General features: G+C 69.2%; 20 protein-coding genes and 1 tRNA gene. 10 read left to right on the top strand and 11 right to left on the bottom strand.

The window, feature by feature from the left end; genetic code table 11:
- Positions 1-3 precede the first annotated feature (3 nt).
- From N7L95_RS01820 to N7L95_RS01795, 6 genes are all read left to right on the top strand, one after another.
- The gene (locus N7L95_RS01820; RefSeq protein WP_301258114.1) at positions 4-1,236 is read left to right on the top strand and encodes an ABC transporter substrate-binding protein; all 1,233 of its coding nucleotides are present in this window, start codon (positions 4-6) and stop codon (positions 1,234-1,236) included.
- 13 nt (positions 1,237-1,249) lie between these two features.
- Positions 1,250-2,173, top strand: coding sequence for a carbohydrate ABC transporter permease (locus N7L95_RS01815; protein WP_301258113.1), 924 nt, complete (start codon positions 1,250-1,252; stop codon positions 2,171-2,173).
- The gene (locus N7L95_RS01810; RefSeq protein ID WP_301258112.1) at positions 2,170-3,087 is read left to right on the top strand and encodes a carbohydrate ABC transporter permease; all 918 of its coding nucleotides are present in this window, start codon (positions 2,170-2,172) and stop codon (positions 3,085-3,087) included. The genes N7L95_RS01815 and N7L95_RS01810 overlap by 4 nt, the downstream gene beginning before the upstream one ends.
- Before the next feature lie 6 nt (positions 3,088-3,093).
- A complete protein-coding gene (locus N7L95_RS01805) occupies positions 3,094-4,176 on the top strand; it encodes an ABC transporter ATP-binding protein (RefSeq protein ID WP_301258111.1) in 1,083 nt (360 codons plus the stop codon).
- A 67-nt stretch (positions 4,177-4,243) separates the two neighbouring features.
- Positions 4,244-5,254 (top strand): LacI family DNA-binding transcriptional regulator, encoded by a 1,011-nt coding sequence (locus N7L95_RS01800; protein ID WP_301258110.1) that lies wholly within the window; start codon positions 4,244-4,246, stop codon positions 5,252-5,254.
- A 922-nt stretch (positions 5,255-6,176) separates the two neighbouring features.
- Positions 6,177-7,400, top strand: coding sequence for an alkaline phosphatase PhoX (locus N7L95_RS01795; protein ID WP_301258109.1), 1,224 nt, complete (start codon positions 6,177-6,179; stop codon positions 7,398-7,400).
- Between the two features lie 112 nt (positions 7,401-7,512).
- On the opposite strand, the gene N7L95_RS01790 is transcribed toward N7L95_RS01795, so the two are convergent.
- From N7L95_RS01790 to N7L95_RS01755, 8 genes are all read right to left on the bottom strand, one after another.
- Positions 7,513-9,306 (bottom strand): thiamine pyrophosphate-requiring protein, encoded by a 1,794-nt coding sequence (locus tag N7L95_RS01790; protein WP_301258108.1) that lies wholly within the window; start codon positions 9,304-9,306, stop codon positions 7,513-7,515.
- A gap of 208 nt (positions 9,307-9,514) precedes the next feature.
- Positions 9,515-9,856 carry a hypothetical protein gene (locus tag N7L95_RS01785; protein WP_301258107.1) on the bottom strand — a complete coding sequence of 114 codons (342 nt, stop codon included), beginning with the start codon at positions 9,854-9,856 and terminating at the stop codon, positions 9,515-9,517.
- A 282-nt stretch (positions 9,857-10,138) separates the two neighbouring features.
- Positions 10,139-10,708: a hypothetical protein gene (locus tag N7L95_RS01780; protein ID WP_301258106.1), complete on the bottom strand. Its 570-nt coding sequence runs from the start codon at positions 10,706-10,708 to the stop codon at positions 10,139-10,141.
- Between the two features lie 179 nt (positions 10,709-10,887).
- Positions 10,888-11,523 (bottom strand): DUF2238 domain-containing protein, encoded by a 636-nt coding sequence (locus N7L95_RS01775; protein ID WP_301258105.1) that lies wholly within the window; start codon positions 11,521-11,523, stop codon positions 10,888-10,890.
- A gap of 291 nt (positions 11,524-11,814) precedes the next feature.
- A complete protein-coding gene (locus N7L95_RS01770; RefSeq protein WP_301258104.1) occupies positions 11,815-12,714 on the bottom strand; it encodes an EamA family transporter in 900 nt (299 codons plus the stop codon).
- Positions 12,715-13,178: 464 nt separating this feature from the next.
- Positions 13,179-13,255, bottom strand: a tRNA-Val gene (locus N7L95_RS01765).
- A gap of 61 nt (positions 13,256-13,316) precedes the next feature.
- Complete coding sequence (locus N7L95_RS01760; protein ID WP_301258103.1) at positions 13,317-15,566, bottom strand: RelA/SpoT family protein; 2,250 nt, start codon at positions 15,564-15,566, stop codon at positions 13,317-13,319.
- A complete protein-coding gene (locus N7L95_RS01755) occupies positions 15,563-16,444 on the bottom strand; it encodes an alpha/beta fold hydrolase (RefSeq protein ID WP_301258102.1) in 882 nt (293 codons plus the stop codon). The genes N7L95_RS01760 and N7L95_RS01755 overlap by 4 nt, the downstream gene beginning before the upstream one ends.
- 71 nt (positions 16,445-16,515) lie before the next feature.
- On the opposite strand from N7L95_RS01755, the gene N7L95_RS01750 reads away from it, so the two are divergent.
- On the top strand, positions 16,516-17,286 hold the full coding sequence (locus N7L95_RS01750) for a 3-hydroxybutyrate dehydrogenase (RefSeq protein ID WP_301258101.1): 771 nt from the start codon (positions 16,516-16,518) through the stop codon (positions 17,284-17,286).
- A gap of 82 nt (positions 17,287-17,368) precedes the next feature.
- Here the strand turns inward: N7L95_RS01750 and N7L95_RS01745 are convergent, their stop codons facing one another.
- Positions 17,369-18,076, bottom strand: coding sequence for an SIMPL domain-containing protein (locus N7L95_RS01745; RefSeq protein ID WP_301258100.1), 708 nt, complete (start codon positions 18,074-18,076; stop codon positions 17,369-17,371).
- Between the two features lie 318 nt (positions 18,077-18,394).
- Here N7L95_RS01745 and ompR point away from each other — a divergent pair, with 318 nt between their 5' ends.
- Both ompR and N7L95_RS01735 read left to right on the top strand, forming a co-directional pair.
- On the top strand, positions 18,395-19,132 hold the full coding sequence (gene ompR, locus N7L95_RS01740) for an osmolarity response regulator transcription factor OmpR (protein ID WP_047194837.1): 738 nt from the start codon (positions 18,395-18,397) through the stop codon (positions 19,130-19,132).
- 159 nt (positions 19,133-19,291) lie between these two features.
- On the top strand, positions 19,292-20,626 hold the full coding sequence (locus tag N7L95_RS01735; RefSeq protein ID WP_301258099.1) for a sensor histidine kinase family protein: 1,335 nt from the start codon (positions 19,292-19,294) through the stop codon (positions 20,624-20,626).
- Positions 20,627-20,907: 281 nt separating this feature from the next.
- Here the strand turns inward: N7L95_RS01735 and ispF are convergent, their stop codons facing one another.
- On the bottom strand, positions 20,908-21,390 hold the full coding sequence (gene ispF, locus N7L95_RS01730) for a 2-C-methyl-D-erythritol 2,4-cyclodiphosphate synthase (protein ID WP_301258098.1): 483 nt from the start codon (positions 21,388-21,390) through the stop codon (positions 20,908-20,910).
- Positions 21,387-22,082, bottom strand: a complete 696-nt coding sequence (gene ispD, locus N7L95_RS01725) for a 2-C-methyl-D-erythritol 4-phosphate cytidylyltransferase (protein WP_301258097.1) — start codon at positions 22,080-22,082, stop codon at positions 21,387-21,389. The genes ispF and ispD overlap by 4 nt, the downstream gene beginning before the upstream one ends.
- A gap of 106 nt (positions 22,083-22,188) precedes the next feature.
- Here ispD and mfd point away from each other — a divergent pair, with 106 nt between their 5' ends.
- On the top strand, positions 22,189-25,632 hold the full coding sequence (gene mfd, locus N7L95_RS01720; RefSeq protein ID WP_301258096.1) for a transcription-repair coupling factor: 3,444 nt from the start codon (positions 22,189-22,191) through the stop codon (positions 25,630-25,632).
- Positions 25,633-25,678 lie beyond the last annotated feature (46 nt).

Here is a 25,678-nt window from a genome sequence, read left to right as displayed (position 1 = left end):
GCGATGAGAACGACAACCCGGCTCGCCCTCGGCACCGCCCTGGCCTGCGCGGCCCTCTCCACCGCCCAGGCGCAGGTGCGCGCAGAGGTGGTGCACTGGTGGACCTCGGGCGGCGAATCGGCCGCCGTCAAGGAGCTGGCCCTGGCCTACCAGGCGGCCGGCGGCACCTGGGTGGACAACGCAGTGGCCGGGGTGGAGGCAGCCAAGGCCACCGCGCTCAATCGCATCCTGGGCGGCAGCCCGCCGACCGCGGCGCAGTTCAACACCTCCAAGCAGTTCCACGACCTGATCGACGGCGGCCTGCTCAATACCATCGACGAAGTCGCGCAGAAGAACGGCTGGGACCGCATGCTGCCGGCCCCCATCCTCAATAGCGTGAAGATCAAGGGCCACTACTACGCGGTGCCGATCAACATCCACATGCCGGCCTGGTTCTGGTATTCGAAGCCAGCCTTCGAGAAAGCCGGCCTGAAGGAAGAACCGCAGACGCCCGAGCAGTTCTTCGCCGCGCTGGACAAGCTGAAGGCCGCCGGCCTGGTGCCACTGGCGCTGGGGGGCCAGGCCTGGCAGGAGAAGCTGACCTTCGACGCCGTGCTGGCCCACTTCGGCGGGCCCGAGCTGTACCTCAAGTTCTACCGTGACCGCGATGCGCGCACGGTGCAGTCCGACGCCTTCAAGAAGGTGCTGCTCAGCTTCAAGCGGCTGCGCCAGTATGTCGACGCCGGCTCGGCCGGCCGCAACTGGAACGACGCCACGTCGATGGTGATCGCCGGCAAGGCCGGCCTGCAGATCATGGGCGACTGGGCCAAGGGCGAGTTCCAGGCCGCCCGCCAGGTGGCGGGCAAGGACTACGGCTGCTTCCCCGGCCTGGGGCCGCGGGCGCCCTACATCGTCTCGGGCGATGTGTTCGTCTTCCCCAAGACCAGCGACGCAGCCACCATCAAGGCTCAGCAGCTGCTGGCCACCAGCATGACGGCGCCGGCCACCCAGGTGGCCTTCAACAACCGCAAGGGCTCGATCCCGATCCGCACCGATGTCGACGCACAGGCGATGGATGTCTGCGCCCGCCTCGGCCTGCAGATCATGAAGGACGGCAGCCGCCACCTGCCCAACCCGGAGATGCTGGTGACGCCCGACGTCGCGGGTGCCATCCAGGACATCGTCACCAAGTACTGGAACACGCCGCAGTCGGCGGACGACGCGGCCCGCGCGCTGGCCGCCGCACTGCAAGGCTGAAGGGAAGGCCGCCATGCAGACCCTTGCCTCCCCCGCGCCGCGCCGCCGCCCGCGCGCCCGCCACTGGGCCGCGCAGCTGGCCCTGCTGCCGATGGCCGCCACCGTGCTGCTGGCCTACCTGGGCACGCTGGCCTGGTCGGTGCGGGTGTCCTTCAGCAGCTCGCGCAGCCTGCCGGTGGACGACTTCGTCGGCCTGGCCCAGTACAGCCGGCTGTTCGCCAGCGAACGCTGGCTGCTGTCCTTGCAGAACCTGGCGCTGTTCGGCGTGCTCTTCATCGCCGCCTGCCTGGTACTGGGCTTCCTGCTGGCGGTGTTCATCGACCAGCAGGTGAGTGGTGAAGGACTGCTGCGCACCGTGTTCCTCTACCCGTATGCGATGTCCTTCGTCGCCACCGGGCTGGTCTGGCAATGGCTGCTGAACCCGGAGCTGGGGCTGCAGGCCGGCGTGCGCGCCCTCGGCTGGGAACAGTTCGGCTTCGACTGGATCGTCAGCCAGGACAAGGTGATGTACGCGATCGTGCTGGCCGCCGTCTGGCAGGCGGCCGGCCTGGTGATGGCCTTGATGCTCGCCGGCCTGCGCGGCATCGACGACAGCCTGTGGAAGGCGGCCCGCATCGACGGCATCCCCCGCTGGCGGGTCTACCTCAGCCTGGTGCTGCCTCAGCTGGGGCCGTCCTTCGGCACGGCCGCGGTGCTGCTGTCGGTCAGCGTGGTCAAGCTGTTCGACGTGGTGGTGGCCATGACCCAGGGGGGCCCCGGCGTGGCCAGCGAGGTGCCGGCCAAGTTCATCATGGACCACCTGTTCGGCCGCGCCAACATCGGCCTGGCTTCGGCCGCCTCGACCGTGATGCTGCTCACCGTGCTGGCACTGGTGGCGCCCTGGCTCTATGCACGCTCGCGCGGCGCGCGTCTCGGCGGGCAGGAGGGCGGGCGATGAACACGCGATCCCTGCCTGCCCTGCCCCTCGGCCCGCAAGGCCGGGCGGCGGCCCGCCGGCGCGCCCGCTGGTCGCCTGGCCGCCTCGGCGTTTATGCCTTTCTGCTGAGCGCGGCGGCCTTCTTCTTGCTGCCGCTCTACGTGATGCTGGTGACGTCGGTAAAGCCGATGGAGGAGATCCGCCTGGGCCACCTGTTCGCGCTGCCGGTCAAGGTGACGCTGGAGCCCTGGGCGCTGGCCTGGTCCGGCGCCTGCACCGGGCTGCAGTGCGAGGGCATCCGCGGCGGCTTCCTCAACTCGGTGCTGATCGTCGTGCCGAGCACGCTGGTCTCCATCTTCTTTGGCGCGCTCAACGGCTATGCGCTGTCGTTTTGGCGGCCGCGCGGCGGGCAGGCGCTGTTCCTGGTGCTGCTGCTGGGCGCCTTCGTGCCGTACCAGGTCGTCATGTTCCCGCTGGTGCGGGCGTTTGCCGCGGTCTCGCTGTTCGGCACGCTGCCGGGCATCGTGCTGATCCACACCCTGTTCGGCATGCCGGTGATGACCCTCATGTTCCGCAACTACTACCGTTCGGTGCCGGGCGAGTTGTTCAAGGCAGCGCGCATCGACGGTGGCGGCTTCTGGCGCATCTTCCTGCAGCTGATGCTGCCGATGTCCCTGCCCATCGTCGTGGTGGCCGTCATCATGCAGGTGACCGCGATCTGGAACGACTTCATCCTCGGCCTCGTGTTCGCCGGCCGCGAGCACCTGCCGATGACCGTGCAGCTCAACAACGTGATCAACACGACCACCGGCGAGCGGCTCTACAACGTCAACATGGCAGCCACCATCCTCACCTCGCTGGTGCCGCTGCTGGTCTACCTCCTGTCGGGCCGCTGGTTTGTGCGCGGCATCGCGGCGGGTGCGGTGAAAGGCTGATTCGACATGTCCAGCGTCTCCATCCAGAACCTCCATGTCGCGATGGGCGCCACCCCCATCCTGCAAGACCTCGACCTGCAGGTGCAGGAAGGCGAATTCCTGGTGCTGCTCGGGCCGTCGGGCTGCGGCAAGTCCACCCTGCTGCATTCGATCGCCGGCCTGCTCGACGTGCACGACGGCCGCATCGAGATCGGCGGGCGCGACGTGACGTGGGCCGACCCCAAGGACCGCTCCATCGGCATGGTGTTCCAGTCGTATGCGCTCTATCCCACCATGAACGTGGAGCGCAACCTGTCCTTCGGCCTGCGGGTCGGCGGGGTCGACAAGCAGGAGATCGCACGGCGTGTGCAGCGCGCCGCGCGCATGCTGCAGCTGGGCGAGCTGCTCGGGCGCAAGCCGGCCCAGCTGTCCGGCGGGCAACGCCAGCGGGTGGCCATCGGCCGCGCGCTGGTGCGCGACGCGCGGGTGTTCCTGTTCGACGAGCCGCTGTCCAACCTCGATGCCAAGCTGCGCACCGAGCTGCGGCGCGAGCTCAAGCAGCTGCACCGGGAGATCGGCGCCACCATGATCTACGTCACCCACGACCAGGTGGAGGCCATGACCCTGGCCAGCCGGGTGGCGGTGATGAAGGGCGGCAGCATCCAGCAGATCGACACGCCGGCGCAGGTGTATGCACGACCGGCCAACATGTTCGTGGCGGCCTTCCTGGGCTCGCCCGGCATGAACTTCATCGAAGGCCGCCTGCTGCCACTGGGCGGCGGGGGGCTGGCCTTCCATGCGCCGGGCGTGCAGCTGCCGCTCGACCTGCCGGCCTGCGAGCGGCGCCTGGAGGCCGGGCAGCCGGTGGTGCTGGGCGTGCGCCCTGAACACCTGGGCCTGGACGGCGCCGGCTCGCCGGCCGGCCAGGGCCGGGTCAGCCTGGTGGAGCCGATGGGAGCCCACCAGGTGGTATGGCTGCAGGCCGAGCACGGCACGCTGGCGCTCAGCGTGGCCGACGGCGACGCGCCGGCCGTCGGGGCGCAGGTGGCCTTCCATGTCGATGCGGCGCGCGTCTCCCTGTTCGACCCGTCCAGCCAGCAACGCCTGTGACCGCCCCGGGCCTTGCGCCTGCCCCTATCATCCGGGCTCGTGACAGAGGACAACAGGTACTAGGCCGATGGCAACGATCAAGGATGTAGCGCGGTTGGCAGGCGTCGGCGTGGGAACGGCTTCGCGCGTGCTTTCGGGCAAGGGCTCGTTTTCTCCCGACGCGCGGGCCCGGGTCGAGGAGGCGATCCGCGCCCTCAACTTCCGGCCGTCGAAGACGGCGCGGGCGCTGTCGCTGCGCAGCACCGGCACCATCGGTGTGTTCGTGCCGGACTTCAAGGGCCCCTTCTACGGCCCGATGCTGCACGCGATCGACACCGAGCTGCGCCTGCACGACCGCCACATGGTGGCCGCCAACGGCTGCGGCGACAAGGACTCGCGCCAGCAGGCGCTGGATGGCGTGGCCTTCCTGATCGACCGCGAATGCGACGGCATCCTGGTGACATCGAACGCCCTGCGCGACGCCGACTATGCCGAGCTGCAGGCGCGGCACCCCCGCATCGCCATCGTCAACCGCAAGGTCAAGGGCATGGCGCAGCAGTGCTTTACGCTCGACCACCGGCAGGCCGGCGCGCTGGCAGCCGGCGCGCTGCTGGCGCACGGGCATCGGCAGCTGGCGGTGGTGTCGGGGCCGCAGACGGCCCCCGACAACCGGCAGCGCCTGCTGGGCTTCTTCGACGAGCTGGCGCGCCACGGCATCGCCCGCGAGGAGGTGGCGGTGGCCGGCGGTGACTTCACCGCCGCCGGCGGCTGGCAGGCCACGCGCCGCTTGCTGGACCAGGGCGCGCGCTTCACCGGCCTGTTCTGCGCCAACGACCAGATGGCCATGGCGGCGCTGTCCTGCCTGCAGCTGGCCGGCAAATCGGTGCCGCGGGACGTGTCGGTGGTGGGCTACGACGATGCCGAGATCGCCTCCTTCCTGTCGCCCCGCCTGAGCAGCGTGCGCATTGCCATTGCCGACATGGCGCTCAACGCCTGCCGGCTGCTGCTGAACCTGAGCTACGGCACCGAGCTGCCGGTCACCTACCAGTTCGAGCCGGTGATGCAGCTGCGCGAGTCGGTCGGCCCGGCGCCGCGGTGAACGCGGGGCGCCGCCCGGAGCGACAAGCCACTCGCGCGCCCGCTATCGAGCGACGCTGGAGCGGCGGAGGGCCCGCGATGGCGCCGACCCGGCCGTGCTCGGCCAATGGCTCACCGACCCGGTGGCGCCGGGAGGCGCAGCGCCCGGGCTGCCCGCCGGCTGCACCACCACCGGCGAGGCACGCGTCGCCCCATCCGGCCGGGCCTGCACCGGCCGCCTGCTGAACGACCTGCCGCGCCCCGGTATCTGGCCCGAGCTGCCGTCCCCTTGGCAGCTCCGCCACCTGTTGCACGTCGGGTTGCCCTGGCGCGACAGCTGCCTGCCGGTGGGCGACGTGTCGTGCGCACCGGGTCGGCACAGCGCTGCCCTGGGGGCCCGCGTTGCCCGGCACTCCCATCGAAACGGGCAGCACGCCCCGCATTGACCTTCATCGCAAGGCCGCCGTCGCGGCAGCGACGGAAGGTACCGGCAGCGCTCGGGTGCGTGCGCGCCGACGCCCCCGGCGTCCCGTGTCCCGCGTCCCGGCGTTCCCGACGTTCCCGGCGTTCCTAACGTCCGCGGCATCCACTTCGCTCTGCGCCCGCCGCTCCCGCACCGAGCGCTCCGCGCGCGTCTTCTCCATCGGCCGGCTGCCCCCCTGCCCGTCGCCAAGCCTCACCGCAGCGGACTGGCGATCCAGCCGCCGTCACGGTCCGCTCGCCACCCGCACTCGCACGACGGCATCGCCTTGTGGCAGACGCCTGCAGCATGACCGGCCTGTGAAACGCCTCAATGCCCTGACAGCAGGTCGGCCGCCTCTGGCGCGCCACCGGGTCGCGGCGGAGACTGCCGGCTCCCGTCCCTTGCCAGCGGTGCATGAACAAGACTGAACTGGATGACGGCCGCTGGCAGGGTGTCTGTTCGACCCCAAGGAAGTCCCACGATGTACGACCCCCGCCCCACCCCGCACAGCCCCCGCCGCGAGTTCCTGCGCCAATCCCTGTTCGCCGGCGGCTTGCTGGCCCTCGGCCCGGCCAGCACCTGGGCCCAGGGCCTGCCCGCCACACCGGCCAACCCGCGGCTCGACCATGGCCTGCAGCGCATCGTCGCCGCCGGCAGCTTCGGTGAACTGCTCGGCCCGAATGCCGATGGCATCCGGCTGCCTGCCGGCTTCAGCTCGCGCGTCCTGGCGCGCAGCGGCAGCAAGGTGCCGGGCACCAGCCACGTGTGGCATGCCGCACCGGATGGCGGCGCCACGTTTGCCACCGGCGACGGCGGATGGATCTATGTCTCCAACTCCGAACGCGCGCTGGGCGGCGGCGGTGTCGGTGCCATCGCCTTCGACGCACGCGGCCAGATCCGCAACGCCTACCGCATCTGCAGCAACACCGAGCGCAACTGCGCCGGTGGGCCGACCCCGTGGGGCACCTGGCTCACCTGCGAGGAAACCGATCGCGGCCGGGTGCTGGAATGCGACCCCACCGGCGCCCGGCCTGCCGTGGTGCGCAACGCGCTCGGCTGGTTCGACCACGAGGCAGTGGCGGTCGACCGCTCCAGCGGCTTCCTCTACCTCACCGAGGACAAGTCGGACGGCCGCCTCTACCGCTTCCGCCCGGCCCGCCCGGGCGACCTGAGCGCCGGCACGCTGGAGGTGGCCCGGCGCATCGGCTCGGCAGCGCCCTACCAGCTGCAGTGGCTGCCCCTGCCCGACCCCAACCCGTCGGTGTTCGCCACCCGCACCCGGCGCCAGGTGCGCGAGAGCAGCAGCTTCAACGGCGGCGAAGGCATCTGGTTCCACGAGGGGGTGGTCTACTTCACCACCAAGGGCGACAACCGCGTGTGGGCGCTGCACACCGCGAGCGACCGGCTCGACATCCTGTATGACGAGGCCACTGCCGCCGACCCGGTGCTTTCGGGCGTGGACAACGTGGTGGTGTCCCGCCGAGGCCATGTCTATGTTGGCGAGGACGGCGGCAACATGCAGATCGTCGTCATCGCGCCCGACCGCTCGGTGGCCCCCATCCTGAAGGTGGAAGGCCAGGACGACTCCGAGATCACCGGCCCGGCCTTCTCGCCGGACGGCACCCGGCTGTACTTCAGCTCGCAGCGCGGCGGCAACGGCAGCGGCATCACCTACGAGGTGACCGGGCCTTTCCTGTCGATGTGAGGCCGGCGGCGGCCGCCTGGGATGGTCCGGCCGCCGCTGCCTCACGCCAGCATCGCAACTGCCGGCACGCAGGGCGAGCGCCGGCCGCCCGGGCGCTCGCCCGTCGGTGCCGTCAGCTGCGCCCGCCCGTCAGGCTGTCCCAGGCTTCGCGGGCGGTGGCCATCACCACCTGGCGGGCCTGCGGGTCGCCGTGCAGCAGGGCCTTGAGGTACTGCCGTGCCTGCTTTGCACTGACATGCGGCGGCAGCGGCGGCACATTGGGGTCGGTCACCATTTCGAGCACCATCGGCCGGTCCGCGCCGAGCGCCTGCTCCCACGCGGGGCCGATGGCTTCCGGGCGGTCCACCCGCAGGCCGTGCAGCCCCAGCATGCGGGCGTACTCGGCATAGGGAAAGGCGGGCAGCAGCTGCGAGTCCTCGAACTGCGGATCACCGGCGGTGCCGCGCTGCTCCCAGGTCACCATGTTCAGGTCGCTGTTGTTGAGCACCAGGATCGCCAGGCGGGGATCGCGCCAGGCCTTCCAGTGATGGGCCACCGTGATGAGCGCGTTGATGCCCAGCATCTGCATGGCGCCGTCGCCCACCATCGCCACCACCGGGCGCTCGGGATGGGCGAACTTGGCAGCCAGCGCGTAAGGCAATGCCGGCCCCATCGTGGCCAGGCCGCCGGAGAGCGAGCCCATCATGCCGCGCCGGGCCTTGATGTCGCGGGCGTACCAGGCGGCGGCGGTGCCGGAATCGCAGGTCAGGATGGCGTTGTCCGGCAAGCGCGGCGACAGCTCCCAGAACACCCGCTGCGGGTTGATCGGCCGGGCCTCGTTCATCGCACGGGCTTCCAGCACCTGCCACCAGCGGCGCACGTCGGCTTCGACCTTGTCGCGCCAGCGGCGGTCGTCCTGGCGCTTCAGGTGGGGCAGCAGCGCCTGCAGCGTGAGCCGGCTGTCGCCCACCAGGTTGATCTCCATCGGGTAGCGCAGGCCCAGCTGGCGACCGTCGATGTCGATCTGCACGCCCCGGGCCTGCCCTTCCCTGGGCAGGAATTCCGAGTACGGAAAGCTCGAGCCCACCATCAGCAAGGTGTCGCAGCCGCTCATCAGCTCCCAGCTGGCCTGCGTGCCGAGCAGCCCGACCGCGCCGGTGACATAGGGCAGGTCATCCGGCACCGCCATCTTGCCGAGCAGGGCCTTGGCGATGCCGGCGCCCAGTGCCTCGGCCACGGCGATCAGCTCGTCGGTGGCATGCAGGGCGCCGGCGCCGGCCAGGATGGCGACCTTCTTGCCCGCGTTCAGCACCTCGGCGGCGGCGCGCAGCTCGGCTTCGCCCGGCACGCTGCGCGCGGCGGTGCGGCCGATGCCGGAATGGGCGGTGCCATGCTCGTGCGGCGGCTGCTCCACCGCGTCGAGTTCCTGCAGGTCATTGGGCAGGATGATGCAGGTGACCGTGCGCTGATCGCGCGCGATGCGCACCGCCCGGTCCACCAGGTGGCGCACCTGGGCCGGCACGGTGGCCATGTGAACGAACTCGTGGGCCACGTCCTTGAACAGGGAGACCAGGTCGACCTCCTGCTGGTAGTCGCTGCCCAGCGCCGAACGCGCCTGCTGGCCGACGATGGCCACCACCGGCGTGTGGTCCGCCTTGGCGTCGTAGAGCCCGTTGAGGAGGTGGATGGCGCCCGGCCCGGAGGTCGCCATGCACACGCCCACCTCGCCGGTGAACTTGGCATGGGCGCAGGCCATGAAGGCGGCCAGTTCTTCATGGCGCGCCTGCACGAACTGCAGCTGGTCGCCGATGCGGTTGAACGCGCCCATCAGGCCGTTGATGCCGTCGCCCGGGTAGCCGAAGATGCGACGCACGCCCCAGGCATGCAGGCGCTGCAGGATCTGGTCGCTCACGGTGGGGGTGGCCATGGCTTGCTCCTTGTTCATCCATCGATGGGCCAGGAGAGGCAAGCGGTGTTCCGCCGTGCGGGCGGGTGCTGCGGAGGGTGGGCAGCCGCCGTCCTTTGGCCGTCGCACCGCCGCGCCGGAAGCACGCCGCCGCGGACGGGAGACAGCCGCACAGCCGCCTGCAACCAGCGCCACATGGCACACGCAGCCATGCGCCCCGGAGGGCGGACTAGTACTGGAGATCGACGTCGCGCCGAGGGTCGAACCCGGGGCCGTCCACCAGGTTCACTGCGTTCTCCAGCACCAGTTCCCGGCCGCGCTTGAAGTCGAGGACCTGGTAGTGCGGCGGGTAGCGGTTGCGGTCCCTGAACCAGGACAGCACGCCGTTGACGTTGTAGAACGTCTCGCCGACCAGGCGCGGACGCTCTGCGACGGACCGATCCACGAGCGCCAGCGGGTAGACCACCTCCGCTTGCTGGAAGGCGGCGGGAATTGCAATGCGATGCTGTTCGCAATACGCCGTGATGCGCTGGCGCCAGCTGATGTCGCGTTGACCGTCGACGATGCTCATGCGGGGAGGCTGCCTCTCTTGCTTCACCGGATCCGGCTGGCGGCGCGCGGCTTCATGCAGCACGGTGCCCAAGGCCCACCGAGCCGGCCGGCCTGGCGATCTTATCGCCGCTGCGCTCCGGGCGCCTGGCGGCCGGCCGCAGAGGCCGAGCTTCGGGCAGCCGGCATCGAGCGCTGCAGGGCCGCGGGCGGGGCGGGTCCGCTGGCCTCTCCCTCCTGCGGCGACGGGGTCGCTTCACGAAGGGGCGCATCGCGCTTCGACCGCCAGGCAGGCGTCGGAGAATCAGAGGCAATGCCCGAGGAGCGGACGCAGCTGTCGCACGAACTCGCGGGCGTCGTGTTCGCCTTGCTCGCGATGCTTCGGATAGCTGAGGCGCAGTTTGACGAACTGCTGCCGCACCACGGTCAGGTAGACATGCGAGGCGAGCGTTTCGTCTGGCAGCTCGATGTTCAGGGTCGCGGCCAGGAACTGGGGGCCGCAACCCATGTAGCCGGTGCGCAGCATCGCGGGTCCGACGATCGACACCGAGCGTGCAATGCCTTTCGCCCGCCATTGCTGCACATCGGCCAGCACCTGCTCGAAGTGCTGCCTCAGGACGGGCGAGTGCGTGCCGTCCGGAATGTCGCTCAAGCCGGCGTTGTAGACATAGACACTGGCCACCACACCGCCCGCGCGAGGGCCCTGGTAAGCCAGATGGCTGCCAAGTTCCTTCCGGGGCAGGCGCTCCGCCTCCGTCAGCGTGAAGCCGGCCAGCTCGTCGGGAAACCGGACGTCGATGGCACCTTCATAGGAAGCGCCGTGTGCAAAGCCCGCTGCCAGGAGCAGCGCCGCGGCCAGGAACCGCTGAATCATGGAGGACCCTCTTGACGTCATTCGTGATAGTGCACCATGCGTCATCGAGGATGACGCCGGTGGCGGCCGACATGATGCCTGGCACGGTGGCTTGCTGAGCACACCCCAGCGCCGATGGCTCGTCCACAGCGTGACGCCTTCCACACGCAGCCCGCCACCGCAGGCCGGGCCCTGCCGGCTCAGGCCCTCCGCGGGCGCTCCCCTTCGAGGTGCCGGATCTGCCGAGCATGGAGGCCCGAGAAGAAGACCAGGGCTGTCATCGCGCCAAGCAGCGCCAGGAACATGTCCGATTGCGTGTCCCAGGGATCGCCCTGGGTTCCCAGGAATTCGTCCGCCCCCTGTCCCAGCGCCAGGGCCGCCCCCCATTCGATGAACTCGTAGCAGGCGCTGATGGCCAGGACAACGCAGACCACCAGGAAGGCGAGCATCCGGCGACCCCGCACGAAGTGGCCGCGGACCAGGATTTCTCTGGCGACCAGCGCCGGCACCAGGCCCTGGAAGAAGTGGCCGATCTTGTCATACGGATTGCGGCTGAGATGGAACCACTCGGCAAGCTGGAAGCCGAGCGGAACGCGGGCATAGGTGTAGGCGCCCCCCAGCATCAGCACCGCCGCATGGATGAAGATGAAGACGTACAGCAGCGTGGTGAGTGGAAAGCGGCGATAGGTTCCCCAGAGGATGGGCAATGCAATCATCACCGGCGCCACTTCCATGAGCCAGGTGGCGCGGTCGTAGGGTTGGACGCCTGACACCACCAGCAAGGCAAGCAGGACAAGGGACGCAAGCGCGAGCCACTGGGTGCGGCGGGAGTGCATTCGGCGAGTCTCGGTGAAGCGGGGACGGGGCATCTTAGTGGATGGCCCCGCGATCACCAGCCGGCATTCCACGGCACACGATTCCGATTGATGCCCCCCGCCCTCGCCTGCCCGTGCACGCAGCGCCTGCGGATCGACCCGCACGCCGCCTTGCCGGCGCACCCTGCCCGCGGAGGTTGGCCGATTCATGGTGGCAGTGCAAGGAAGTGGCAAGCGAGGGGGCCCGCACGGCCGCCACATCCGGCCGAAGGCGGCTTGCCTGCTCGCTGCGGCGGCATCGATCGGAGCGCTTCACTTCATCGCCGCCGGCAGCGCCCGCGACTGATAGGCCTTCCACCACGGCTCGACCAGGATGGTCGCAAGCGCGCCCCAGATGAAGGCAAAGCACAGGATCGTTCCTGGGGAGACGGATTGCTTGTAGACCCACAGCGCCACCAGCAGCTGCGTGGTCGGCAGGACAAACTGGAAATAGCCAATGACCGACAGCGGCAGCCCTGTGGCTGCATAGGCGAACAACGCAAGCGGAATCACCGAGACAGCGCCGCAGCTGAGCAGGAGGAGCAGATCGGCCGCCGAAAGCGCCGGAAGCGCCAAGGTCATCGGGGTCAGCCAGAGCAGGAGGGGCAGGCACAGCGTCAACACGGCCGTTTCGACAAACAGACCCGCGAACGAGCCCAGGACCGTCGCCTTCTTCAGGCAGACGTAGCCGCCCCAACTCACGCCAATGGTGAGATAGACCCAGTGAGCCAGCTCAGCGCTTCGTCCCAGGAGCACGAGGATCGACAGCCCCATCGCCGCAAGCGCCGCGCCGCGTATGGCGGTCATCCGCTCCCGCCACAGCACGCAGCCCACTGCAATCGCAACGAGAGGGGCGATCAGATAGCCAAGGCCGCTCTCGACCACATGTCCATGGATCGAGGCCCAGATGAACGTGCCCCAGTTGACGACGACGAGGAAGGCCGCCAAGACGTGCACCACCACCGTCCGCCCCGTCAGCTTTCCCCGCAGTTCACCGAAGCCGTGCGTGAACAGCAGGGCCAGCACCAAGGTGGCCAGGGACACAAGAATGCGATAGCCAAGCAATGTGCTGGCAGGGATGACGGCCAGCGCTTTCCAGAAAAGCGAGGAGACGCCAAGCAGCACATTGGCCGCCACAACGGCGACTGCAGCGCGATGTCGCTTCGGACCCATGATTCGCCGTCCTCCCCTCCGGTGGAACCCGCCACAGGCGGTGCTCGACGTTCTTTTCCTGCGCGAGGATCTCGATCCATCGCAGCGCAGTCCATTGAAGCACAGCCCCGCACCCGGTGAGCGCAAGGGCTGGACATTTGCCGTCCAGGCGGGTGGTTTCGGCTCTCGACGTCCAGAGCATCGAGGCCGTGCTGCGCAGTCGTTCGGCTGGAGCGCGCGACCATGGCCGACGCGAGTCCGGCCTTCGTCCCCAAAGCCGTGCAGTGGGGCGGACCGCCCTTGCAACGGCACCGTCGCTTCCCGTGGGCGCTCGCCATGAGGAGCCGGCCCTGCCCACGCGCGCCGGCCGCTTTCCCGGCCACACGGGCGCACGGCGGAGGAATGCCGAAGAACACAACCGCCTATGCAAAGCGCCGGCCAAGCAAAAAGCCCGACACGAAATCATCCGTGTCGGGCTTGGCATTTGGTAGGCGCGATTGGATTCGAACCAACGACCCCCACCATGTCAAGGTGGTGCTCTAACCAACTGAGCTACGCGCCTGCAGAAGTGAAACTATAGCATCTTTTTTTAGAAGTGCGCAAGTCGCTTCTCATGCTCTGCATCATTTCCTCCGCGCCATCCTCACCCCGGCCACCTGCGACACCTGGTTCAGCACCTGGGCCAGGCGAGCGGAGTCGGAGACCTCGACGGTGAATGTCATCCAGGCGATGTCCTTGATGGTCTGCGTGTTCACGCCCACCACGTTCATCTTCTCCTTGGCGAACACCTCCGAGATATCGCGCAGCAGGCCCTGCCGGTCGGCCGCCTGCACCGAGACGTCCACCGGATAGACCGCGCCCCGGTCGATGGAGGTCGCGCCCCACTCCACCGGAATCACCCGCTCCGGCGTGCGGCCGGCCATCTGGCGGTAGTTGGAGCAATCGGCACGGTGGATGGCCACGCCCTTGCCTTTGGTCACGAAACCGCCGATCGCGTCCGGTGGCGCCGGCTTGCAGCAGCGGGCCAGCTGAGTCAGCAGCGACTCCACGCCCACCACCAGCACGCCGCCCTTGGGCGTCACGCCGCCTTCGCTGCGCGACTTCTTCAGCGTGAAGAACTCGTCGGGGCTCGGCGGCGGCTCGCTGGGCCGCAACACATGCTCGATGTTGCGCAGCGAGTACTCGTCCTTGCCCACCACGTCGAACAAGGCGTCCGCGCTCTTGAAGCCGAGTTGCCCCGCCAGGTCCTCCAGCTTCACCGAGGTCTTGCCTTCGCGCTGCAGCAGCTTCTCGACCAGCTCCCGGCCCTTGGCGATGGTCTGCTGCTGCGCCAGCGCGTTGAACCAGGCCCGCACCTTGGCCTTGGCCCGCGAGCTGCGCAGGTAGCCCAGCTCGCCGTTGAGCCAGTCCATCGACGGGCCGCCCTCCTTCACCGAGATGATTTCCACCGTCTGCCCGCTCTGCAGCGGGGTGTTCAGCGGCACCATCGCGCCATCGACCTTCGCGCCGCGGCAGTGGTGGCCCAGGTCGGTGTGCAAGGTGTAGGCGAAGTCGACCGGGGTGGCGTCCTTGGGCAGCTCGACGATCACCGCCTGGGGCGTGAAGACGTAGATGCGGTCGTCGAACATGCCGCGGCCCGCGTCGGCCGCCTGGCCGGTGAAGTCGCGCTCCCAGGCCAGCAGCTGGCGCAGCACGGCCTTGCGTGCCTCCGCCACCTGCGACTCGAAGTCACCGGCCGCCACCACCCCGGCATAGCCCTTGGTACCCGCCTCCTTGTACGCCCAGTGGGCGGCCACGCCATGCTCCGCATGCTCGTGCATCTCGCGGGTGCGGATCTGGATCTCGATGGGCCGGCCCTGCGGGCCGTACACCACCGTGTGCAGCGACTGGTAGCCGTTGGGCTTGGGCTTGGCAATGTAGTCGTCGAACTCCTCGGGCAGCGGCTTGTACACCTCGTGCACCAGGCTCAGCGCGGCATAGCAGTCGCGCACGCTGGGCACGATCACCCGCAGAGCGCGGATGTCGAACACATGGTCGAAATCAAGCTGCTTGCCCCGCATCTTCTTCCAGATGCTGTAGATGTGCTTGGGCCGGCCCTGCACCTCGGCGGCAATGCCCTGGGCCTTCAGCATGCGGCCGAGGTCGCGCCTGGAGGTTTCCACCGCCTGCTCGCGCTCGACCCGCTTCTCGTCCAGCATGCGGGCGATGGTCTTGTACTGCTCCGGCTCCAGGAAGCGGAACGACAGGTCTTCCAGCTCCCACTTGATCTGCCAGATGCCCAGCCGGTTCGCCAGCGGCGCGAACACCTGCAGCGACTCGCGCGCCAGCACCAGCGGGCAGGGCCGCTTCTCGTGCGCGTAGTAGCGCAGGGTCTGCAGGCGCGAGGCCAGCCGCAGCAACACCACCCGCAGGTCTTTCGAGAAGGCGAGCAGCATCTTGCGCACACGCTCGGTCTGCTCGGCCCGCATCTCCTCGTCCAGCAAGGCGTCGCGCGCGTTGCGCTGGATCTGCAGCAGCTTGCGGGTCGCGCCGACCAGGCTCGCGTAGGAGGGGCCGAAGGCCTTGGCCACCACCTCCTCGGGCTTGTTCAGGTAGTCACCGACATAGACGAGGTAGACCGCCGCCAGCATCGACGGCGAGGCGCCGATGCCCTGCAGGATCGACGCCACTCCCTGGGCATGCAGCAAGGCGTCCTCGCCGGTGTCCAGCCGCTGCCCGGCCAGCAGGGGCTCGGAGAAGGCGCGCGCCTTCTCCAGGCGCGCGTGTTCCTGCGAGATGGCCTGTGCCGCGGGCAGCAGCCGGTCGGCCGCCTCCCCCGTCAATTGAACGATGGCCGACGGCTGCGGCCCGAGGTCCAGCGAATTCGTTTTCATGGATGTGCCAGCAGGAACTCCTGCACCACCGCGATCTGCTCCGGCGTCACCAGCGTCGGGGCATGGCCCACCGCCGGAAAGACATGGGCCGTGGCACGGGGACCGCGTTGCGTCATGGCTTGCAGGGTGTCGGCCGTCAGCAGGTCCGAGTGCGCGCCGCGCAGCACCAGCGTGCGGGCGCGCACCGCATCGTACTGCTCCCACAGGCGGCGTTGCGCCTCGGCGGCCAGCTCCGGCGTCACGGCGTGGAAGGGCACCGCAATGCGCGGGTCGTAGTGCGGCACGAAGCCTTCGCCATGCTCGTCGTCCACATCCTTCAGCATCGGCCGGGTCAGTGCCAGCCATTGCTCCCGGGTGTGCTCGCCGAAGCCGGTGGAGACCGACCACAGGTAGTCGGCCGCCTCGTCCACCGAGGCAAAGCGCGGCGCCTTGCCCACATAGGCGCCGATGCGCTCCAGTGCCTGCGGCTCGATGGTGGGCCCCACGTCGTTGAGCACCAGCTGGCGCACCGGGCTGCCGGGCAGCGCAGCCACGCACATGCCGACCAGCCCGCCCATGGAGGTGCCGACCCAGTCCAGCGTCTTTGCATTGAGACGGGCGAGCAAGGTCACCATGTCGGCCACGTACTGTGGCATCTGGTAGCCCATGGGCTCGCCCAGCCAGTCGGAGCGGCCGCGGCCGACCACGTCCGGGCAGACCACGCGATAGTCCCGGCACAGCGCATGCGCCAGTGCATCGAAATCACGCCCCTGCCGCGACAGGCCGTGCACGCAGACCAGCACCTTCGGATTGCCCGCGTCGCCCCATTCCCAATACGCCATGCGGTGCAGGCCCTGGGTGCCGAGGCATTGCACAAACTCGAGGCGCGGTTCAGTCATCGGTGGTGGTCCTCTCTCATAATCAGGCATGGCGCGTGCGCCCCCCTGAACCATAGCAAAGAGGACCGACCATGTTGCAAGGAAAAACGGCCGTCGTCACCGGATCCACCAGCGGCATCGGACTGGGCATTGCCCTGTCGCTCGCACGCCAGGGGGCCACCGTCGTGCTGAACGGCTTTGGCGATATCGAGGCCGCGCAGGCCGAAGTGGCGGCCACCGGCGCCCGCGTCGGCTATCACGGGGCCGACATGACGCAGCCAGAACAGATCGCCGAGCTGATGCAATACGCCCGCACCGAGTTCAACGGTGTCGACATTCTCGTCAACAACGCCGGCATCCAGCACGTGGCCAATGTCGAGGATTTTCCGGCAGAGAAGTGGGACGCCATCATCGCGATCAACCTCAGCTCGGCCTTCCACACCACCCGCCTGGCGATTCCCGCGATGCGGGCCAAGAACTGGGGCCGGGTGATCAACGTGTCCTCGGTCCATGGCCTGGTGGCCTCAGCCCAGAAGTCGGCCTATGTGGCGTCCAAGCACGGCCTGATCGGCTTCACGAAGGCGGTGGCACTGGAGACCGCCGACACCGGCATCACCGTCAACGCCATCTGCCCCGGCTGGGTGCTGACCCCGCTGGTGCAGAAGCAGGTGGAAGCCCGGGCGGCCCAGGCCGGCGTCACGGTCGAGCAGGCAACACGCAGCCTGCTGGGCGAGAAGCAGCCCGCACCGCAGTTCACCACCCCGGAGCAGCTGGGCGAGCTGGCCGTCTTCCTGTGCTCGCCGGCGGCATCGAATGTGCGCGGCGTGGCATGGAACATGGACGGCGCCTGGGCCGCCCAGTAAGCCGACCCGGGCAGGCCGCTCGGGCGGCGGCCCCGCGGCCGCCGCCTCGCCGGCGCCAGCGCCGGCGGGGACCGCACAGCGATCACTTCATCACGACGCTGCCCGATACCGAGACCGTCACCAACCCCTTGCCTGCCTCGACCGGCACCTGGGCGTCCTCGGCCATCGCCATCTTCATGCGGCCCATCATCGGCCGCGGGAAGTCGGGCTGCTGCTCATTGCTGGCGATGTTGATGTCGCGCAGCACATAGCTCGCGAAGCCGAACTGCTTGGCGTAGTCCTGCGCCTTGGCCTTGTAGGCGGCAATGGCGCGCGCGGTGGCCTCGCCTTCATGGCGTTCGCGCGCCTCGCGCGACAGGCCCTGCGCGATATTGGAGATGGTCAGGGTGTTGAGCTTGCCCGCGGTCTGGGCAATGCGGCTCAGGTCCTTGCCTTCCAGCACCAGCTCCACCGAGCCCTGCCAGCCCGAGATGCGCCCCTGCTGGCTGTAGCGGGGATAGAGCGAGAAGTTGCCGGTGCGCACGTCCATCTGGCCCGGCTGCGCCGACCGCTTGGCTTCGTTGAGGGCGCTGTCCAGCGCCTGCTTGAGGGCCGTCTGCACCTGGGCAGCGTCGTTGCCCTCCTTGGTCGTGCTCAAGGTGATGGTCAACAGGTCGTTCGTCACCTCGACGGTGGCGGTGGCGGCAAAGCTCACGACGTTCAGCGGCTCAGGGGCCGTCTGGGCTCCCGCCTGGGTGGCCAGCAGGGCCAGGGCAGCCAGCAGTCTGCGGGCGCCGATCTTTGTTTTCATTGAGGTCCTTCCTGTTGGAAAAGCGTTATGGCCGGGCCATCGGGTTCGGCCGCAGGGAGTGAATGGAACTGTCCGTCCCGCCGCCAAGCGCGGCTGCCGTCCAGGACCGATCCCTAACGCGGCAGCCCGCCGTTCGGCTGACCGACCGTCATTCGCGGGCCTCGCATCATGGCCCCAAACTGCCGCGGCCCCCCTCGAAATTCGGGGTTTGACAAAGCCCAGGAGCAGCCGCAAAATTTGTAACTCTTGGTCAGGCCGCGCAAAAACAGGGTGTGCACCGCACAGAATCGCGCCTGTTACAAGTAGGGAGCACCGCCCATGACCTCACAGACCCCCAACGCCCGCATGGACCGCATCGTTGTCGTCGACGACGACGCACGCATCCGCGACCTGCTCCGCCGCTACCTGACGCAGGAGGGCTTCGAAGTCTTGCTGGCCGAGGACGCCAAGGCTCTCAACCGGGTGCTGACCCGCGAGACGGTGGACCTGATCGTGCTGGACCTGATGCTGCCGGGCGAGGACGGCCTGTCGATCTGCCGCCGCCTGCGCGCTGCCAACGACGCCACCCCCATCATCATGTTGACCGCCAAGGTCGAGGACGTCGACCGCATCGTCGGCCTGGAAGTTGGCGCCGACGACTACCTGCCCAAGCCCTTCAACCCGCGCGAGCTGCTGGCCCGCATCCATGCCGTGCTGCGCCGCCGCCCGACGCTGGAAGCGCCCGGCGCGCCGGCCAAGGAACCGCAGAGCGTGGTGTTCGGGCCCTTCGAGTTCGACCTGGCGCTGCGCCGCCTGACCAAGGACGGCGAGCCGATGCCGCTGACCACCGGCGAGTTCTCCATGCTCAAGGCCCTGGTGCGCCACCCGCGCCAGCCGCTGTCGCGCGACAAGCTGGCCCAGCTGGCACGTGGCCGCGAATTCGAGCCCTTCGACCGCAGCCTGGACGTGCAGATCTCGCGCCTGCGCAAGATGATTGAGCCCGATCCGTCGCAGCCGCGTTATATCCAGACCGTCTGGGGCGTGGGCTACGTCTTCGTGCCGGACGGCGCCGCCTGAGCTTGCCCCGCCAGCCGGGCCGCCTGACGCGGTCCGGTTTTCCTGCCGTGGGCGGCCCCTGCCCCGCCCGGCGTGATGCGCTCCGGCCTGCCCATCGTGTGGCATGCCGGCGCGGCCCTGTCTTTCGGCCACGCGGGGTGGCCGCTGTAGTTTCTCCGCATGGCCCGCAAACGAGTCACCCTCAGCCTCTTCTGGCGCACCTTCATCCTGCTCGGCGTGCTGCTGGGTTTCGGCATCTTCGCGTGGGTGCAGACCTTCCGCGCGCTGGAATTCGAGCCCCGAGCGGTGCAGGCAGCGCAACAGCTGGCCAGCCTGGTGAACCTGTCGCGAGCGGCGCTGCGCTATGCCGACAGCATCAACCGGGTGACCCTGCTCAAGACCATCTCGGAGCAGGAGTCGATCAAGCTGCAGCCGCGTGAGAAGACCGACCGCTACGAGGCCTTCGAGACCGACCGTTTCTCTCGCCGCATCGGCCAGGAGCTGCGCTCGCGCCTCGGCGACACGACGCTGGTCGCCACCAGTGTCAATGGCGCGCAGGGCCTGTGGATCGACTTCACGATCGAGAACGACCGCTACTGGCTGCAGGTCGACCCCGGCCGGGTGCAGGCGGTGCAGGGGCGCACCTGGTTCATCTGGGTCAGCATCGCGCTGCTGGCCACCATCCTCGGCTCGGCGGGGGTGGCCCGGCTGATCAACCAGCCGCTCAAGCAACTGTCGTTCGCCGCCAGCCGCATCCGCGAGGGCGAGTACGAGTCGCGCCTGGACGAAGAAACACTGACCAGCGAGATTCGCGAGGTCAACATGGGCTTCAACCGCATGGCGCGCGAGCTGGCCAAGGTGGAGGAAGACCGGGCGGTGATGCTGGCCGGCATCTCTCACGACCTGCGCACGCCCCTGGCCCGCCTGCGGCTGGAGGCCGAGATGAGTGTCTCCGACGAGGAGGCGCGCCGCAACATGGCGCTGGACATCGACCAGCTCGACGCCATCATCGACAAGTTCATGGACTACGCCCGCCCGGGCGAAGTCAAGCTGGTGCCGGTGCACCTGAGCAGCGTGGTGGACCGCGAGATCGCCGCCTTCCGCGACACCAACCAGATCCGCATCGTCTCGCGGGTGGCGATCGACACCAAGGTGCTGGCCGACGACACCGAGCTGGGCCGGGTGCTCGCCAACCTGTTCGAGAACGCGCGGCGCTACGGCCGCACGCCGGACACCGGGGTCACCAACGTGGAGCTGACCTATGCGCGCACGGGGCCCTGGGTCATCGTGACGGTGCGCGACCACGGCCCTGGCGTGCCGGCCGAAAAGCTGTCGCAGCTGACGACGCCTTTCTTCCGCGGCGACGCCGCGCGCACCGCGGCGACAGGCGCCGGCCTGGGCCTGGCCGTGGTGGAGAAGACGGTGCTGCGCATGGGCGGCACCTTCGAGCTCAGCAACTCACCGCCCCCGGACACCGGCCTCATTGCACGGATCAGGCTGAAGCGGGCGCCCTGAGGCCCGCATCCCTCGGCCGATCCCGCCACGAAACACCGAGGCAGGGAGGACCGCGCAGGCTCGGGCCTGCACCGGCAAGCGCAGCTTGCACCGGGCTGGTTGAAGCGTCCGGGAACCGGCGGATGAAGGTGCAGCACCGGGGGCCGCCCCCCCGCTGGACCTGCCTGGCTCCCGCCTGCGCCTCACGGCGCCCGTCTGAGCGTCGAGGCTGCGCGGAGTGCTTTGCGTTCCCCACCCTGCCCGGCCACCGCGCTTCACACCGGGGTCGAGCGCGGGCAGACTCAGCTGCGGGCCACGAGCAAGGCCACCGCCCTCGCCTCGATCGATTCCTGCCGGCCGACCGGCCCCATCTTCTCTGCAGTCTTCGCTTTCACGTTCACTTGTGAAATATCGCAGCCCAGCACGGCGGCGATGCGCTGGCACATGGCAGGAATGTGGGGTGCCATGCGGGGCGCCTGGGCGACGATGGTGCTGTCCAGATTGCCCAGCTCCCAGCCGGCCTCGCGCACCCGGCGCATGGCCTCGGCCAGCAGCACGGCCGAGTCGGCCCCCTTGAAGCGGGCGTCGGTGTCGGGGAAGTGGCGGCCGATGTCGCCAAGGCCGGCCGCGCCGAGCAGCGCGTCGGTGATGGCATGCAGCAGCGCATCCGCATCCGAATGGCCTTGCAGGCCCAGGGTATGGGGGATCTCCACGCCCCCCAGGATCAGCTTGCGCCCGGCCACCAGTGCATGCGTGTCCCAGCCCTCACCCACTCTCATCTTCATCGACGCGACCCCAGCAAACGCTCCGCCAACTCGAAATCGGGCGGATACGTGATCTTGAAATTCTCCAGCGAGCCGCGCACGAGCCGGGGGGCATGCCCCAGCGCTTCGATGGCGCTCGCTTCGTCGGTCACGGCCAGGCCGGCCTGCACCAGCGCCGGGCGCAACAGCCCCAGGCGGAACATCTGCGGCGTCTGGGCCTGCCACTTGGCGGTGCGCTCCAGCGTGGCCGCCACCCGGCCGCCGGCTTCCTGCTTCAGCGTGTCAGCCACCGGCAGGGCCAGCAGCCCGCCGACTTCATCGTCCTGGCAGGCGTCGATCAGTGCATCGACCCACTCGGGCCGCAGCAGGCAGCGGGCCGCGTCATGCACCAGCACCCAGTCGTGCGGCTGGGCGCCGCGGGCCAGCAAGGCCGCCAGGCCATTGGCCACCGATTCCGCGCGCGAGGCGCCGCCGACCCGTTCGACCCAGCCACCGAAGCCCGGCACGGCCTGCTCGAAGCGGTCGTCACCGGGCGACAGCACCACCATCACGCCCGACAGACGCTGCACCTGCTGCAAGGCCGCCAGCGTGTGGGCCACCAGGCTGCGGCCGCCGAGCGGCGCATACTGCTTGGGGCCGGCCGCGCCGGCACGCTCGCCGACACCGGCACAGGGCACGAGGGCAAATAGGCGCGGCGGCTCGCAGGAATACATGGTGGGCACAGGTCGGCAAGGAGGCCGGATTCTATAATCCGCAGGCTCTTTCGCCCCGGGGCGGCCTCGCCCGGGGCGATTCGCTTTTGTTGTCGCGACAGGACGCATGCACATCCCCACCATCGCCCCCGGCAAGCGCTACACCGTCTCCCGCCCGCCCGGCTCGGCCGACGCGCTGTTGCTCGCCAGCTTCGCCCGCCAGCAGGCGGCAGCCAGGACCCTGGTGGCGATCGTCACCGCGGAGCCGGCCGACGCGCAGCGCCTGCATGACGAGCTGGGCTTCTTCGCGCCGGAGTTGCGCTGCGCGGTCTTTCCCGACTGGGAGACACTGCCCTACGACACCTTCTCGCCCCACCAGGACCTGATCTCCGAGCGGCTGGCCACGCTGTGGCGCATGCGCCAGGGCGAGGTGGACGTGGTGCTGCTGCCGGCATCGACCGCGCTGGTGCGGCTGGCACCGCCGTCCTTCATGGCGGGCTACACCTTCCACTTCAGGCAGAAGGCCCGGCTTGACGAAGCTTCATTGAAGTCGCAGCTCACGCTCGCCGGCTACCAGCATGTGAGCCAGGTGGTCTCGCCCGGCGAGTACGCCGTGCGCGGCGGCCTGATCGACCTGTTCCCGATGGGCTCGAACGTGCCCTACCGGGTCGACCTGTTCGGCGACGAGGTGGATTCCATCCGCACCTTCGACCCGGACAGCCAGCGCAGCCTCTACCCGGTGCCCGAGGTGCGGCTGCTGCCGGGGCGCGAGTTCCCGATGGACGAGGACGCCCGCGCGCGCTTTCGCGCCCGCTGGCGCGAGCGCATCGAGGGCGACCCGAGCAAGGCCCGCGTCTACAAGGACATCGGCAACGGCATCGCGACGGCCGGCATCGAGTACTACCTGCCGCTGTTCTTCGAGCAGACGGCCACCATCTTCGACTACCTCGGCGCGCAGGCCGCTCTGGCGCTGCACGGCGAGATCGACGAAGCGCTCAAGCGCTTCTGGAACGACACCCGCGAACGCCACCGCTTCCTTCAGCACGACCCGGAGCGGCCGCTGCTGCCGCCTGAAGATCTCTTCCTGAGGCCGGAGGACTTCTTCGGCCTGTGCAACGCGCATGCGCAGCTGGCCGTGCGCGGCCAGGAGCCGGTCGACTGGGCTCGCCCGCTGCCAGACCTGGGTGCCGAGCGCGGCGCCCAGGAGCCGCTGCGCAAGCTGCAGGTGCATGTGGGCACCACGCCGCACCGGGTGCTGCTGGTGGCCGAGTCGGCCGGCCGGCGCGAGAGCCTGCTGGAGCTGCTGCGCGACAACCGCATCGAGCCGCCCAGCGTCGAATCGCTGGCCGCCTTCGAGGCCGGCGATGCGCGCTTTGCAATTGCTGTGGCGCCGCTGGCCGCCGGTTTCCACTGGCTGCGCGAGGGCCAGGCGGCCGGCCTGCAGTTCATCACCGAGACCGAGCTGTTTGCCACCGGCCCGAGCACGCGGCGTCGCCGCAAGCAGGAGCAGGTCAGCAATGTCGATGCGCTGATCAAGGACCTGTCGGAGCTGAAGGTGGGCGACCCGGTGGTGCATGTCAACCACGGCATCGGCCGCTACCAGGGCCTGATCAACCTCGACCTGGGCGACGGGCCGACCGAGTTCCTGCACCTCGAGTACGCCGACAAGGCAACGCTGTACGTGCCGGTGGCCCAGCTGCACCTGATCAGCCGCTACACCGGCGTGAGCGCCGAGGAGGCGCCGCTGCACCGGCTCGGCTCCAGCCAGTGGGACAAGGCCAAGCGCAAGGCCGCCGAGCAGGTGCGCGATACCGCGGCCGAGCTGCTCAACCTGTATGCCCGGCGCGCCGCACGCGAGGGCTTCGCCTTCCGTTTCTCGCCGCACGACTACGAGGCCTTCGCCGCCAGCTTCGGCTTCGAGGAGACGCCCGACCAGGCTGCAGCCATCCATGCCGTCATCCAGGACCTGATCTCGCCCCGCCCGATGGACCGGCTGGTGTGCGGCGACGTCGGCTTCGGCAAGACCGAAGTGGCGCTGCGGGCGGCCTTTGTCGCCGTCACCGGCGGCAAGCAGGTGGCGTTGCTGGCCCCCACCACGCTGCTGGCCGAGCAGCATTTCCAGACCATCTCCGACCGTTTTGCCAACTGGCCGGTCAAGGTGGCGGAGCTGTCGCGCTTTCGCTCCGGCAAGGAGATCAACCAGGCGCTCAAGGGCCTGGCCGACGGCACGGTGGACATTGTCGTCGGCACCCACAAGCTGCTGTCGCAGGACGTCAAGTTCGCCCGGCTGGGTCTGCTCATCATCGACGAGGAGCACCGCTTTGGCGTGCGCCACAAGGAAGCCATCAAGTCGATGCGCTCCGAAGTCGACGTGCTGACCCTCACCGCCACGCCCATCCCACGCACGCTGGGCATGGCGCTGGAAGGCCTGCGCGACCTCAGCGTGATCGCCACCGCGCCGCAGCGGCGACTGGCCATCAAGACCTTCGTGCGCAACGAGAGCAGCGGCACCATCCGCGAGGCGGTGCTGCGCGAGCTCAAGCGCGGCGGCCAGGTCTACTTCCTGCACAACGAGGTCGAGACCATCGAGAACCGGCGCGAGAAGCTGCAGGAGCTGCTGCCCGAGGCCCGCATCGTGGTGGCCCATGGCCAGATGCCCGAGCGCGAGCTGGAGCGCGTGATGCGCGACTTCGTCGGCCAGCGCTACAACGTGCTGCTGTGCTCGACCATCATCGAGACCGGCATCGACGTGCCGACCGCCAACACCATCGTGATCTCGCGCGCCGACAAGTTCGGCCTGGCCCAGCTGCACCAGCTGCGCGGGCGCGTCGGGCGCTCGCACCACCAGGCCTATGCCTACCTGTTGGTGCCCGATGTCGAGGGCCTGACCAAGCAAGCGGCCCAGCGGCTGGAAGCCATCCAGAGCATGGAGGAGCTGGGCTCGGGCTTCTACCTGGCGATGCACGACCTGGAGATCCGCGGCACTGGCGAGGTGCTGGGCGAGAACCAGAGCGGCAACATGCAGGAGGTGGGCTTCCAGCTCTACAACGACATGCTGAGCGAGGCGGTGCGCTCGCTCAAGGCCGGGCGCGAGCCCGACCTGTTGTCGCCGCTGTCGGTCACCACCGAGATCAACCTGCATGCGCCGGCCCTGCTGCCCGACAGCTACTGCGGCGACGTGCACGTGCGGCTCAACCTCTACAAGCGCCTGGCCTCGGCCGAGAAGAACGACCAGATCGACGCACTGCTGGAGGAGGTCACCGACCGCTTCGGCAAGCTGCCGCCGCAAGGCCAGACCCTGTTCGACGTGCACCGGCTGCGCGTGCTGGCCAAGCCCTATGGCGTGCTGAAGATCGACGCGGCCCCCACGGCGATGAACATCACCTTCCGGCCCAACCCGCCGATCGACCCGATGCGCATCATCGAGCTGGTGCAGAAGAACCGCAACGTCAAGCTCACCGGCAACGAGAAGCTGCGCATCGAGCGGGCCTACCCGGAGCCGAAGGACCGGGCCCAGTACATCCGCGACGTGCTGCGCGCGCTCGGCACGCCGGTGGCGCCCGCGCACTGAAGAACGCTCTCCATTCCTTCTCTTTCCACCGTCCCTGCCCGCACCC

It is taken from the genome of Eleftheria terrae (assembly GCF_030419005.1).
GTDB lineage: Bacteria > Pseudomonadota > Gammaproteobacteria > Burkholderiales > Burkholderiaceae_C > Caldimonas > Caldimonas terrae.
This window is presented reverse-complemented; position numbering and strand designations above follow the sequence as displayed.